Below are 13,994 nucleotides of genomic sequence, written 5' to 3'. Positions count from 1 at the left end.
AGAACAGTTTGATGATGTGTTAGATCTTTTTGCGAAATCAACTTATTCACAACCATACGGTGATCAACTCAACCAAGAACTTGGAATTAAATTCAATGCAACTGATGCTGATACTGAATTTGAAAATGAAATGGAAATAAAAAATTTCTATAACCTACAATGATCTATAAAAAAATATCCATTGGAAATTGCAAAACCAATGGATATATATTTTATCAAGTAAATTTATTAAATAGATTCTAATAGTTTTTTATGATGCTGTTGCTTTTATAAACTCTATATTGATCTGACCATCACCATTAACGCTATAGGTAGCTCCTATTACCGTGCTCTCGGATAAACCAGTTGCGGTACTTTTGATGGTGACACTTCTTCTGCTGCTACCATCGTCACTAACTTCCCAATTCCCGCCCCATGGATCTGTCAAATTTGTCCCAATATGTTTTTCAAGACCTTCTTTATCAACTTTTCCATCATTGCTTGCATATACAGCATATACTGCATTCTTTACCTCACCCTTTAGAAAAGTTTCGGCTATTTTAGCTTTATTTGAGCCAAGAATACCGCCCAAATTGGTGACGGATACACCGGCTAATACAGCTATCAAAGCAATCACGATCAAAATTTCCATTAAGGTCATAGCGCTGGTGGTCCTAGCATTACCAACCTGTCCGTATGCCTGCCTCTTAACTATTCCATCCAAAGATCTATTCATTTTAAATTCCATATCGATGGAAAGAAGTGTATTTTCAATTAAATCCCAGTCAAGAAAAAACTTACGAAATTTCTGAATAGAATTTCTAAATAGAAAAGATGATCCTTTGGCGGACAAGATTTCTTGAAAATTTTAAAAAAATTCCATGGCTTCGATAGAAAACCCTTGACTTTAATTGTATTTGATAGGATTTTTATAAAGGGTTAAAAGCTAGGCCGCCGGAGGTTTCCACCTCCGACGGTTGCATTCTACACTTACCCGTGGCAAATCAAACAAAACCTACGGGTTTTTGACTATACTTTTCCGCTAACGGAATTTTTTCGGATATACTGTCAACCAACAGATCCACACCTTTCGGTGAAAATTATTCAGGCGGCTTGGATTAACCTCTGATGAAAGTGCACTTTGTGTCCTATTAATTATTATGCAAGAAAATTTTAAAATTTTTTACAAAAAAATATATATGATTTTTCATGGTTTACCATTTCGTTGATTTTTCCGGCCAATGATGAGTTTTGATTGTCTTATATCCATTAATATATAGAATCTCTTTTTATGGTTGGTATAGGTAGCGAAGGTGGTGTGGAGCCATTGAAAGCCGCTAACCCGTCTGGGTTGAAGCGAGTATCCGGCGATAATTCGGCTGGTGTAGACGCACCAACATTGAATAAACTTACCGAAACTCTCATGGTTGACGGCAAAATTATGGATATAAAATGGCTGAACGATCTCAACAATGACGCTAAGCTAAGGATTTCCTTGGAACCGCCATCCATGGCTTCTAGTTCGAAAAGGTCAAACATGATCAATGAACTGATCACTGGCATTGGAAATATGGATGCGGAAAACGTAAACAGCATGAGTTCATTGGGTGCAATGATGTGTAAGATTATGGTTCTCATGATTGTGGCAACCACCGAACAAAAACACATAGAACGTGACAGCCAGATGGAATTGAGTTATACCAGCCTGAAGCTTTCAAAGGAAAAAGCTTCGAAAATGATGGAACTGGCCAATGTCACCTATAAAAAAATGATGACCCAGGCTTGGTCAAATTTTGCCCAAACTGCTGCAGGTATCGGTGTCGGTACAGTGGCAGCAAGATTGACTGCACCTAAACAACAAAAGGATCACGGGGTCGCTGACATAGCGACCAATGATGACCAATCTGGAATCCAAAAGCTATCCAAATCTAATGTGAAGACCAAGGATTTGGAGATGATAGACTACAATGGAATGGAAAATGCGCGAAATACCTACAGTGGATTTGCTAGAAACCTAGTCGGAGTCGGCATGAACGTTACTCAGGCAGTTTTCGGTAAGGAAGAATCGAAAATGAAGGCCGATATAAAGGAAAAAGAAGCAATGATAACCCTCATTGATAATTTGGCTGAATCGGCTGGGAAAGGTGCACAAAGTGCCCAGAAAGCCAGGGAAACTTTTATGTCGCTGATGAAACAAATATTGCAATCAATGAATTCGTCAGATATGAATATTACAAGAAATATATAGCGAATGAAATTTAAATTATCATGAATTCGATAAAAAATAAGTCAGCTTTCTCATTGATGGAGATATTAATAACCATCACATTGATGTCTGTGGCTGCCGGTATGTCAGTGGTTGGTTTCAAAAAGATAGATTTCGATAAGCTTGGACCAAGGGACGCTCTACAGAAGGCCATTCGAATGGGTAAATATATTGCAAGGAGAGGTAAAAATGATGTGTATTTCATGTATAGCCACAATGACAAATGCAGAGAGTTGAAGGCCATAAATGCTGATTCAGCTGGAGGTGCGGCCAAAGAAAGTACGAATTTATTTTCCGCATCGATATTGAAAAAATCCGAATTAAAATCCATACAATCTGAAAAAATGAATGAAGGAAGTGCCATTAAAAATATTTTTGAAAATCCATGTTTTTTTATTGTAGAACAACTTAAAATAGTTGGCAATGATGGAAAGCCGATAAATGAATTTGCCTATGAAATAAAAGATATGTTCGATATTTCCGAAGGCGAAAGCGGTCAGAAAATCGATAGGGTGTCTATCCAAAAAGACATGGCCGAAAATGGATCCGGTAAAATTTTTGTGGAAGATGAAGAAATGGAAAAAATAAAGATATCAAAAAATGGCATTGTGCAGGAATTTAAATTTACCTATCAGGATGACAAAGGCGTACAAAAAACTCTGACCGTCAATGCTTTCTCTGGGGAAGTATCCGAAGTATCCAAATCTCATTGATAAAAACGCCTCTGGCCAAAACATAAAAATCCCATGACTAAAAAATGCACTAACCAAAAAATATTTCAGTGCCATGGATGCTTGAAATAGTACACTGGTGCGGGCAGAGGGAATCGAACCCTCGACTCAAGCTTGGGAAGCTCGCATGTTACCCCTATACCATGCCCGCCGTAATGCCTATAACACAACAATTATTATGCGATTGTAAATTAAAAATTCGAAGGCTATGGGTGGTCGGAGATCTTGTTTTTAGTGATCGTTGAATTTATTTGTATTGATTTTTGTATAGAGCTGCGTAATTTCCCGAAGATGAGGAGGGTTATTTGGACACAAACGAGATACAGGAACTAGTAAAATTAATGGAAAGTTCCAAGCTTTCCGAAATAGAAATCCAGAAGGGTGATACGAGAATTAGGCTAAAAAAAGGGCATTATACAGACACCAGGGATCGCTTTGCGACAATGGAGCAGTTGCCCAAAGCACCAAAGGAACAGGCCAATCTTCGGTATTCAGATGCCGATGTCATGGCGGACAAAAAAAATCTACATATTATAAAATCTCCCATGGTGGGAACTTTTTATAATTCACCGTCGCCAGACAGTTCTCCCTTTGTTGGCATAGGTTCTCATGTGGAAAGGGAATCGGTTTTATGCATTCTTGAAGCCATGAAAATTATGAATGAGATCCAATCGGATGTTTCCGGTGTTATCCAGGAGATTTTTGTAAGCAATGGCCAGGCTGTTGAGTTTGGACAGCCATTATTTGCCATTGAGCTTAATTAGCCGGATATGTTCGAAAAAATTTTGATAGCAAATCGCGGTGAGATTGCACTAAGAGTTATCCGTGCTTGCCATGAGCTTGGGATAAAAACATTGGCAGTATATTCTGAGGCCGATGAACAGTCGCTGCATGTCCATCTTTCGGATGAGGCCATATGCATAGGAAGAGCATCACCTGCCGAAAGTTATCTTCGCCATGACAGAATAATAAGCGCAGCAGAAATAGGCAATGTGGATGCTATCCATCCTGGCTATGGCTTTTTGTCAGAAAATGCCATTTTTGCCGAGCAATGCCGAGATTGTAAGATAAATTTCATTGGCCCAAAACCGGATGTTATAAGAAAAATGGGCAACAAGGCCCTCGCCAGAGAATTGGCCATCAAGGCCGGAATTTCAGTAATTCCAGGCAGTGAATCTGTCATCAATAGCGATAAAGAGGCCTTGGTTGTGGCACAAAAAATAGGCTTTCCAATCATCATAAAGGCTGTGGCTGGTGGAGGAGGAAAAGGCATGCGATTGGTGCACAATGCATTATCATTTCAAAAAGAATTTAATGTGGCTCGATCCGAAGCAGAAAAAAATTTCGGAGATGGTGCTGTGTATGTGGAAAAATACATAGAAGAACCAAGGCATATAGAAATCCAGATCATGGCCGATAGGCATGGCAAAATCCTGCATCTGGGCGAAAGAGATTGTTCCATTCAGCGCCGATACCAAAAGTTGATCGAAGAAGCTCCATCCATGTTTTTGACCAACGATATGCGTAAAAAAATGGGCGAAGCTGCGATAAAATTAGCAAAAATCTGTGAATATGAAACCGTTGGCACCGTAGAATTTCTTGTGGATAAACATGGTAATTTCTATTTCATGGAGATGAATACTAGGATCCAGGTCGAGCATGCTGTCACCGAAGAGGCCACAGGCATAGATTTGGTTAAAAATCAGATATCCATAGCTGCCGGCGAACATTTGAATTTGGATCAAAAGGATATCAAATTTCACAGGCATGCGCTGGAGTGTCGCATTAATGCCGAAGATTCATCAAGAAACTTTATGCCATGTCCTGGAAATATATCGCTTTATTACTCACCTGGTGGCCATGGAGTAAGGGTTGATAGTCATTTATATGGTGGCTATAGCATTCCTTCGTACTATGATAGCATGATTGCAAAATTGATTACCAGTGGCTCGACTAGAACCGTGGCCATAGATAGGATGTATAGAGCACTGAAAGAATACATAATCCGAGGTGTACATACCACCATACCCTTCTCCCAGGCGGTTATGCTCGATCCAAATTTCAGGGAAGGAAAGGTTACCACCAAATTTGTCGATGATTTCACCAACCGCATGCCAGAAGAATTCTAAGTTTTTGCTTGTTAGATATGGGTTTATATAGTTATTTATATCAATGATGAATTCGCGTTTCACCATAGCTTTGGTTGGGCGCCCCAATGTGGGCAAAAGTAGGCTATTCAATAGACTTACAAAGAAAAGGATTTCGATTGTTCATGATCAACCCGGAGTTACCCGTGATATCATTGCCGAGGAAATTGATGGAGGGATTATGTTGATGGACACCGGAGGTATGGGTCTAGCGGAAAGCAAGGCTGACCATCAGATTATTGCCTCCGTAGAAGATCAGGTACACTTGGCAATCCAAGCCGCTGATGTGATCTTCCTAGTGGTAGATGCCATTGATGGTTGCCTGCCCCTTGACATAGAAATAGCCGGTAAATTGCGAAATTCTGGGAAAAAAATATTCGTCATCGCAAATAAAATAGATTACAATGACAATGTTCATTTGATCGATGGATTCTATGATTTAGGGTTTGGCGACCCCATTCCAGTTTCAGCTGAACATGGCTTCGGTGAAAAAGAATTGATCAAGTTAATAAGAAGTATCACGGTAGATTTTGCTTTTAATTCCAAAGATGAATCTCAAACCAGGACCAAAGTATGCTTCGTCGGTAGCCCCAATGTGGGAAAATCTTCCATTGTTAATGCACTGCTCAATGAGAAAAGAATGATAGTAAGCGATGTGCCTGGAACCACCAGGGATTCTACTCATGTGGATGTGGATTTTCAACGGCCAAATGGTTTTTTTAAAAATTTCAGACTATTGGATACGGCTGGTCTTAAGGATGGCCGTAAAATCAGTTCACCGGTGGAGTTTTTTTCATCCATCAGAACAAAAAAATCGATGGAAGAATCCGATGTGGTTTTTTTGGTAATAGATGCACTGAAAGGTGTTACGAAAAATGATAAAAAACTAGCTAAACATATCATAGATTTAGGGAAAATATTAATAATACTGGTCAATAAATGGGATTTGGCCCAGGACAGATTTTCGGAAAACGAGGGCTTGGATGGCTATGCCAATCTGGAGGATTTTTACAAAAAATTTAAAAATGCCCTGGAAACAGAATTGCATGCCATTGCCGGATCGACCATAGTATTTATTTCTGCGAAAACCGGATACCACACTGATCATATCTTTGAAGAATGCTTAGAAGTCTATGAAAGAGCCACAAAAAATTTATCAACGGGCCTTTTGAACCGAGCCATTTCAAAACTGACGGCAGCTAAACAACCAGCCATGGTGGATGGAAAAAGGTTTAAGATTTATTACTGCGTACAAATAGGAAATTTGCCCTATAGATTTAAAGTGTTTTGCAATCAATCTTCGAGACTATCAGATAATTATAGGAAATATCTGGAAAATGGTCTGCGCAATGAATTGAAACTGGATGGATGTTCGATAACTTTTGAATTGGTTGAAAAAGAACATAGGTATGCAAACATCACTCGGTAGTGTTGCATAGGATTATGCTGGATGCTATGGCAATTACATAGATCATACATAGAAAAAATCCACCCTTTTTGGATAGTTTTCGGTTTTTGGCTATAATCAATAGGGATAATATGGTCAGTAGCATATTCACCATTCCAACAGAACTTAATTGGTTTGGTAGCTTTTGACACGGAAATCTACTGGCCAATGATATGTTGCATACATTTGTGTATATCACCAAAGTCGCCATGGAGCCATTTTGCCCACGAAAAATAGCCCATAGAGATCGGAAAATAATGGGAATAGACAATATGGGGCCAAGTATCATGATAGAAATAAACGATACTGGGACATCTAAATTCACAGATAGCTCGTCAATTACTGGAGTTATGATATGGGATGTCATATAAGTTAGACCAATACCAAAAAAAATACAAAAAATGCCACCCGGAATGGCCATGGACTTCGACGGCCGTTGATCTTGGCAATCGTAGCAATAGGATCTACTGGTAATCAAAATAGATAAATGGAGTAGTATCAAATATAATACCACCGGAACGAATGTGAATAGTAATGGCATAGATTTAGTGTACCAAATGCAATAGGTCAGCACCACAATGATAAATATGTAATTTATTCCCATGGGTACCAATTTGGAACGTACAATGAATGGTGATATCAATATTGGAATTCCCATGGCTAGACATACATTTGCCAAATTATTTCCTATAACTAAATCGACAACTAAATTAGTCATGGAAGGAGAGCTAACTCCGGCTATGGCCAAAATGGGCAACGTTATGCTAAACGGAATCAACAATATATCTCTTATTAAAAAAACCATTCGCATTCGAGTGCTAATGGTATTGATACCTAAGCGAATTAATTCTCCACTAACTAGAAATAGAAAACAATCCAATGTGAATAAAACTATGGATTTAGCTATCATGGCAAATAGCTAGGGTGTATCTAGTACATAGGGAAGGCCAGGTACGTCAGAAACTTCACCGACGGCCTTTACCATCACATTTTTATCAATTCGCTTGGCTAATTTGACCAATGTCTTTCCAGGGCCACACTGGTAAAACTTCGAAACACCATGATCTATGGCAGTTTTCATACAATCTACCCATCGTACCTCTGACACTATTTGTTCACATAGTAAAGATTTTATCTCATCTGGATCTTTCATAAATTTACCAGTAACATTCGATATGATATTGATTTTTGGTTCATTAAACTCTATATCCTTGATATATTTCTTGAACCTTATTTTAGCCGATTCCATCAATGGACTATGAAAGGCTCCAGCAACATTCAGTTCAATCACTTTGGAAAATTTCATTTTTTTTGCAATATCTATAGCTTTATCAATCTCTTTAGCCCCACCGGAAATCACCATCTGATCCGGGGCATTGAAATTAGATATGTATACATCTGTTATTTTACATAAAATTTCCACCTCTTTTCTGGAATTACCAACCAAAGCCACCATTTTTCCTTTGGTTTCTTGACAGGCCTCTTGCATATATATGCCACGCCTTTCCACAAGTCTAAGTCCGGCATCAAAGGAAAGTACTCCGGCAATGGTCAATGCGATGATCTCTCCCACACTGAGGCCAAATATCACATCTGGAGGATTTTCAATGCCACAAATTTCCATCATTACCATTAAATATGATACATAGGCATGGATAAATAGCGCCGGTTGACAGAATCTACTTTCGGTCAATCTTTCCAGTGGTCCATTAAAACATATACTCGCCAAGTCATAGCCGAGAACCCTATTGGCCGCTTTAAAATGTTCTCTGACAATAATATCATTATCGTACAGGGATTTACCCATGCCGACAAATTGTGACCCTTGGCCAGGGAATATAATTCCTACCTTAGCCATGGAATTAATACTTAGAAAATTTTGTATGCTGTCTAGATTTTTTATATTGTTCACGGAATTAAAATGCATTATATGAACACCATTGTAAATATCATTGCAATATGGATAGGAAAAATATTTTAAATATGGCTCATCGATTTAATTCTATGATTGGATTTGATGGCTTCATTGACAAGATTGTGGAAGCCGTTCGGCTGCGTGATGGTACCGGCAAAAATTATCAAAGAATCGAAACCATAGACGAGTTTGCCAAGAAAATTGCCATGGCATCGGGTCACAGCACGAATATGGAATTTTTTGTCAAAGAAATCAGGATAGGTGGTAATGCAGTGTTGATGGCCAATGCATTAGCTGACCTCGGTGTGATGACTAGATTCATAGGTTCACTGGGCAAATTCACCGAAAATATATTTTTGGAATTTTCAAAAAAAACCCAAGCTTTGTCGCTAGGAGAGCCAGGAGAAACTACTGCCGTCGAGTTTAATGACGGTAAAATATTATTTGGCATAACCAATCCATTGGATGCTATAACCTTTGAAAAAATCATAGAAAATGTTGGTCTTGAAGTTTTCATCGAAATGCTAGAAGTGGCTGATCTTATCGCCATCCTCAACTGGACCATGATACCGGCCATGGGTAAAATTATGGATACTATGACCAACGAGATCGTGCCTAAATTGAATAAAAAACAAAAATTCTATTTTTTCGATTTGGCAGATCCAGAGAAGCGAAGCCAAAAAGATAAAAAATTGGTAATGGATCAAATTGGCATTTTTGGAAAATACGGCACCGCAGTGCTCAGTTTAAATGTAAAAGAAGCTCAGCAACTATGCGACTTGTTTGGAAAAATTAATCTGGATGAAACAAAAAATTCCATGATGGCAGCGGCGAAATTCCTACTAGACCATAGTAAAATAAATAAAATCGTTATTCATGGCATAGGATGCAGCGCCTGTGCCAGTGCCAATGCTACGAGTTTTGTCGATGGATTTAAGGTCGACAATCCGGTGACCAGCACCGGTGGTGGCGATGTGTTCAATGCGGGATTCTCACTGGCTATGCTGGCCGGAGAAACCGACGAAAATTGCATGGTATTTGCCAATGAAACTTCCAACCGCTATGTGCGTGGGTTGGCAATAAATAAATGAAATAGATGAGATTGCTCCTAATCTATCCATTTAAATGATATGATCTTAAATGCCCTTCCATTGGGATCGCCTTGATCTGGCAATCGCTGAACGATGGCTTCGGCTCTGGCCAATGGATTACCACCTTTGCCAGCACCATCTCCATAGCAATGAATGCAGAAAGTATCTCCTCGGGCAGCCAAAGTGGATCCCAACGATTGCAATAGGTCAGCCTGGGTAAGGTAGCCAGGCGCACAAGCATCCACTTGGCCACTGGCAGCCTTATCGTCGTACCAGGTTACATTTTTTGAGGATTTAACTATTTTTGAGAATCCACGATTTAAACTTTCATAGTCAGCACCAATATCTTCACTGGCAAAGGAATAATTTCCGTCGATGGCTCGCTGGAGCACGCCAGAAATCCCCAATTGCTTATCCTTGGCCACCGATGGAGTATCATCATTGGCTTTGGCTATTAGTTTGCGATTTACAAATTCACCAATGCTGCCAAAGGGTCCTCGGATTTTTATCTGCTCAACTATTCTGTTGGCCAATGTATGGATCTGATTTTTTTCTAATTTCACTTCGCCAATGCCAACAGATGGACTCAGACAACGATAATAGGATGCTTTGTTGGCGTCATTTAGCCCTATGGTACTACCGAGGACAGCTGCCCAGGCATCGATGGAGGTGCTATTTATGTTAAATGCCCCATGGATATACATTTTTTTCGCGGCATCGATGGAATTCAGGTCATCAAGGGTAGCATCGCCATAGGGCCGAAGCCTTTTATTCAAAACATCATGACGATATAATCCCGTGAGAAAATAGGAATCCCATAGGGCTCGGTTTAGGCAATAGGAATAATCGTAGAGCATTTCTACCCTATAATGGGATGGCCAATCCGTTGGCTGTTGGGCGTTGGCCTGGAAGAATTTTTCCCGAGCTATGAGTGGATTTTGATAGGAATTGCCAAAACAGTAGGCCGGATGATAGCCAAAGAGCCCAGCATTCATATGTTGGAGAAACCCCAAATTTAAAAAGCCATATTTGGGATGAGGTAAATCAAAGAGTATGGGAAATTTTAAATTACTATCAATGACTATGGTTTCGCCGGATAGATTGGATTTATCCAAAAATTCAGCTGACCAACTCCAGTTACTGGTTAGATTTTGTGGCATGAGAGATCTTTTATCCTGCCAAGCACTTTTGCCAATGATCGGTGCTCTGGGATTAGCATTGGCCAGCCATCGCAGATTATCTTTATTATCGCGATATTCATCCCGGCCATCATTGGCATAGCAGTTCATCAGCCATAGCAGTTGACTTTTTTCATATACTGGTTTTCTGGCCACGGATAGATTACCAGTTTTTGTCAGCGTTATATTATCTACTTCCTGCATAACCAGACCTGTACTATTTTCTAGCAATCCAAGGCTTAGGTTTTGCCATGAAGTGGCATCCAGTGAAATTACGCTATTTTCAGCTGCCTGATTTTTATGGTTTTCGCTTTGGTATTTTCTCAAATCATTCACTGCATAGTTTTCCAATTTTTCTGGGCTGGACAGGATATTATCGGTTTTTTTAATCAACAGCTTACCCATGGGTTCTTGGATATAGCTTTGAAAAGTTGAAAGGCCAAGATATTGCTTCGAATTGTTCAGAAAATCCAAAGCCAGATGTTTACAATCGAGCAGAGGCCATAGGTAATTATTTTTTATAACCGGTACACCGACGGATCCTGCGGCTGGGTTGGACATACAGTTGGAGTAGGATGCTCTGAGCGGTAGGTCAGTCAATGTTCCATTGCCAAGCATCATGTTATTGCTCTGATAATAGGTTTTTATGGAAAATGTTGGAACTTGTTGATGGGATTGATTATCTAGGATATGAGGTGCCGCGTAGATGATCGAATAATCATGGCCATTTATTTTTTTTGGATAGGGGTTTTTTAATCCAAAGGCAGGCTGCAGCCTTAGAGAATCATAATACCATCCATAGTTAGCTGAGTTATTGTTTGGCGAATATTTATTAGAATAACAGCCAAACACCGTCATTTTAAAATCTGTCCAAATAGGAAATAAGCCGTGTTGTAAAGGGATGCCCAGGTCATCGGCTTTTGCACCAGCCATGGTCAACCCGTGGAGTGAACAATCTTCATAGGATATCCAAGTCTGAGGATGATAGAGAGGATAGGTAGGCTGTGGTTTAATCCCGTCACCGATGTGATTATCTTTTAATTTATAAAAACTTCTCACATAGCCCCAGGTGGTTGGTGGAGCTGGCAATGTGGTTGGAGCTGGAAACACGAAGCTACCATTGGCCATGGCCGATGGCCCACTGGACGATTCGAAATACCAGGTCAAATTTTTTCGAAATCCTCCATTTCTGCTATCGGTGAGTAAACCTCTGGAACAGCAAGTTAGGTCATGAAAATGATGTTTTAGCAGGGATTTTTCTGAATTACTAAAATAATTCCCAAGTAAAAAATCTGAATAATGAAGCACATTTAGAGCCTTTGTATTATTTTTTAGATAGGATTGAGTTAGTGGAAAATTGTCTTGGCTAAGCATCTCCAAACCATGGCGTTGAGGACAGGATTTTTGTAAAAAATACCCATCGGGGAAGTCGACATATTTATCGTCATATAAATTACATTGGGCTTTCAAGCTTTCATCATCAATCCAGTAAGCCCGATGGCCTATGATTTCATTCAACGAATCTTTTATGTCAATCTTTTGCACATATACCTGATCATGGTCATTTATCACATAGCTGTCGTCTACCATACCAATGTAACTGTTATCGATGGGTGTTGTGGCAAAGTCCAGGTCATCGCTGAGAGAAGAATCGGAAAGATCAGAGAAATATTTTCTGTCATTTTTGGACACAAGCCATCCGAGAAATTTTTTCGAATCGGTGGCACTGACATCATCATCATTACACTTATCCACGCGCCAGACTCCAATCCAGAAGGCCTTATGGGCTTGGGCATCTTTTATTATATCAGCCCTGGCTGTTATTACATTATCCTGGGCAAGCAGTGAATTTAATTGGGCTACGGCTTCATTCAAAGCGATCAACGCTTGGATTCTGGACTGAGATTTTTCATTTTCTATCAATACCAGGTTGTTTATTTTAGTTTTTTGTAGATTTGATAGCGTGAAAAATCCAATGAGTAAGCCAGTTAGGAGTGCTATGGTGCTGACCACCAACATCAACGCAAATCCACTTTTCCCCTTGATCACAGTTAGTATTAGCAACTCTATATGATAGGGGATTGTGTAATAATTTTTTAAAACCGAAAGAACTTTATTGAAATTAGAGACTAAAACTTCTTGAAATTTTTTAGAAAGTAAATTGCCTTCGCGGATAGCTATTTAGTTGGCGCGGTAGCCAAGTGGTAAGGCAGAGGTCTGCAAAACCTTTATTCGTCGGTTCGATTCCGACCCGCGCCTCCATCTATTCGATTAGATCTTCGATTTTTCGCTTATATATTTGGCCGTATTTATCCAAGAATTTCACATTATTTGTAGTTATTTTAGCTAATTTTAATCTCGGATGATCATTAACTATTGCCCCGATGGAATAGAACTTACAGCCTATTTGTATCCTTCCGTCGCCATCCTTGGTACGCTGAACACTATCGGCTTTTAATCCAAGAATTGCTGTGGACACGGTTCTTTGTTTAATTTCAACTGGATCTCTAAACAAATGCTTTGCTTTTCTTCTCGGACTAATGGATGTACTAGCTACATAAATTTTCTGGTTTTTATCTGATGTATTCTCAGATTTTGCCAAAGATGAAGGTTTTTTTATTAAGGCCGAAATGGTTTCTGGTTTTTTGATAGAGTTACGATTTTTGAGCAACGCTATTGGAAGCACGATGCAGGTGGAGACCATTGTTAGTAGGGTAGCACTTTTTGCGAATTCGTAAATGGCATTGATGTTTATATTGACACTAGAAATTTTTCTCCATCCATGGATGAAAAATGAAAACCAAGCTTTGGGCATAGCCTGGAACTTATTTAAAATTGATCTGGTTTTTTTTACCATGGATTTCATCAATACCGACAAGATTGGTTTCCTTTGTTTTGATGACTTGCCAATGGATACCATTGGCGAAATGGCCGACGATTTTTTGGATATTTCAATAATTTTTTGCGATTTTTCTTGAATTTTATCGATGTTCGAAGAATCTGCACCAACCTCAATGGCCGATGATTTGCATAGTGGTTCAGTTTCGGTTAGATCTAATTTTATAATTGCCGAACGAAAGAATATTTTTTTATAGCAAATAATTAATGTTGCCAAAGTTTGGGCTGAAATTTTTACCAACAAGCCTACAAAATTTTTGCATATAATAAAACAATAACTAAAAAACTTTCGTCCGGCAACGGATGAACAGAAAAATATTTTTTTATAGTAAATAATCAATG

At 39.2% G+C, this 13,994-nt stretch carries 11 protein-coding genes and 2 tRNA genes; 7 read left to right on the top strand and 6 right to left on the bottom strand.

Annotated features, from left to right (window positions below; translation table 11 throughout):
• Positions 1-250: 250 nt before the first annotated feature.
• The gene (locus tag LBH49_03865) at positions 251-832 is read right to left on the bottom strand and encodes a hypothetical protein (protein MDR0351748.1); all 582 of its coding nucleotides are present in this window, start codon (positions 830-832) and stop codon (positions 251-253) included.
• Positions 833-1,270: 438 nt separating this feature from the next.
• On the opposite strand from LBH49_03865, the gene LBH49_03860 reads away from it, so the two are divergent.
• Both LBH49_03860 and LBH49_03855 read left to right on the top strand, forming a co-directional pair.
• Complete coding sequence (locus LBH49_03860; GenBank protein ID MDR0351747.1) at positions 1,271-2,227, top strand: hypothetical protein; 957 nt, start codon at positions 1,271-1,273, stop codon at positions 2,225-2,227.
• A gap of 20 nt (positions 2,228-2,247) precedes the next feature.
• On the top strand, positions 2,248-2,958 hold the full coding sequence (locus LBH49_03855; GenBank protein ID MDR0351746.1) for a prepilin-type N-terminal cleavage/methylation domain-containing protein: 711 nt from the start codon (positions 2,248-2,250) through the stop codon (positions 2,956-2,958).
• Positions 2,959-3,053: 95 nt separating this feature from the next.
• On the opposite strand, the gene LBH49_03850 is transcribed toward LBH49_03855, so the two are convergent.
• Positions 3,054-3,127 (bottom strand) — tRNA-Gly (locus tag LBH49_03850).
• Between the two features lie 154 nt (positions 3,128-3,281).
• On the opposite strand from LBH49_03850, the gene accB reads away from it, so the two are divergent.
• Genes accB through der form a run of 3 tightly spaced genes read left to right on the top strand, consistent with a single transcriptional unit; the run spans position 3,282 to position 6,552 of the window.
• Positions 3,282-3,740 (top strand): acetyl-CoA carboxylase biotin carboxyl carrier protein, encoded by a 459-nt coding sequence (gene accB, locus LBH49_03845; protein ID MDR0351745.1) that lies wholly within the window; start codon positions 3,282-3,284, stop codon positions 3,738-3,740.
• A gap of 6 nt (positions 3,741-3,746) precedes the next feature.
• Complete coding sequence (gene accC / locus LBH49_03840) at positions 3,747-5,105, top strand: acetyl-CoA carboxylase biotin carboxylase subunit (GenBank protein ID MDR0351744.1); 1,359 nt, start codon at positions 3,747-3,749, stop codon at positions 5,103-5,105.
• Between the two features lie 43 nt (positions 5,106-5,148).
• Complete coding sequence (gene der, locus LBH49_03835; GenBank protein MDR0351743.1) at positions 5,149-6,552, top strand: ribosome biogenesis GTPase Der; 1,404 nt, start codon at positions 5,149-5,151, stop codon at positions 6,550-6,552.
• Here the strand turns inward: der and LBH49_03830 are convergent.
• Together LBH49_03830 and fabD are read right to left on the bottom strand one after the other, a co-directional pair.
• A complete protein-coding gene (locus LBH49_03830; protein MDR0351742.1) occupies positions 6,542-7,375 on the bottom strand; it encodes a hypothetical protein in 834 nt (277 codons plus the stop codon). The two genes, der and LBH49_03830, sit on opposite strands and share 11 nt — an antisense overlap.
• 114 nt (positions 7,376-7,489) lie before the next feature.
• Positions 7,490-8,482 (bottom strand): ACP S-malonyltransferase, encoded by a 993-nt coding sequence (fabD, locus tag LBH49_03825; GenBank protein ID MDR0351741.1) that lies wholly within the window; start codon positions 8,480-8,482, stop codon positions 7,490-7,492.
• Between the two features lie 47 nt (positions 8,483-8,529).
• On the opposite strand from fabD, the gene LBH49_03820 reads away from it, so the two are divergent.
• The gene (locus LBH49_03820) at positions 8,530-9,576 is read left to right on the top strand and encodes a carbohydrate kinase family protein (protein ID MDR0351740.1); all 1,047 of its coding nucleotides are present in this window, start codon (positions 8,530-8,532) and stop codon (positions 9,574-9,576) included.
• 17 nt (positions 9,577-9,593) lie between these two features.
• Here LBH49_03820 and LBH49_03815 read toward each other — a convergent pair whose 3' ends face one another.
• Positions 9,594-12,803: a hypothetical protein gene (locus LBH49_03815; GenBank protein MDR0351739.1), complete on the bottom strand. Its 3,210-nt coding sequence runs from the start codon at positions 12,801-12,803 to the stop codon at positions 9,594-9,596.
• A 138-nt stretch (positions 12,804-12,941) separates the two neighbouring features.
• Here LBH49_03815 and LBH49_03810 point away from each other — a divergent pair.
• Positions 12,942-13,016, top strand: a tRNA-Cys gene (locus LBH49_03810).
• Between the two features lies 1 nt (position 13,017).
• On the opposite strand, the gene LBH49_03805 is transcribed toward LBH49_03810, so the two are convergent.
• On the bottom strand, positions 13,018-13,994 hold a 977-nt coding region (locus LBH49_03805), incomplete at its 5' end, for a hypothetical protein (protein MDR0351738.1).

It is taken from the genome of Puniceicoccales bacterium, from assembly GCA_031255005.1.
GTDB lineage: Bacteria > Verrucomicrobiota > Verrucomicrobiia > Opitutales > LL51 > JAIRTH01.
The sequence above is the reverse complement of the archived record's forward strand: the minus strand, read 5'-3'. Positions and strand labels throughout refer to the sequence as shown.

Coding starts and splice junctions, on each gene's coding strand:
- LBH49_03860 (MDR0351747.1), top strand. CDS start 1,271: ATGGTTGGTATAGGTAGCGAAGGTGGTGTGGAGCCATTGAAAGCCGCT.
- LBH49_03855 (MDR0351746.1), top strand. CDS start 2,248: ATGAATTCGATAAAAAATAAGTCAGCTTTCTCATTGATGGAGATATTA.
- accC (MDR0351744.1), top strand. CDS start 3,747: ATGTTCGAAAAAATTTTGATAGCAAATCGCGGTGAGATTGCACTAAGA.
- der (MDR0351743.1), top strand. CDS start 5,149: ATGATGAATTCGCGTTTCACCATAGCTTTGGTTGGGCGCCCCAATGTG.
- LBH49_03830 (MDR0351742.1), bottom strand. CDS start 7,375: ATGGTTTTTTTAATAAGAGATATATTGTTGATTCCGTTTAGCATAACG.
- LBH49_03820 (MDR0351740.1), top strand. CDS start 8,530: ATGGATAGGAAAAATATTTTAAATATGGCTCATCGATTTAATTCTATG.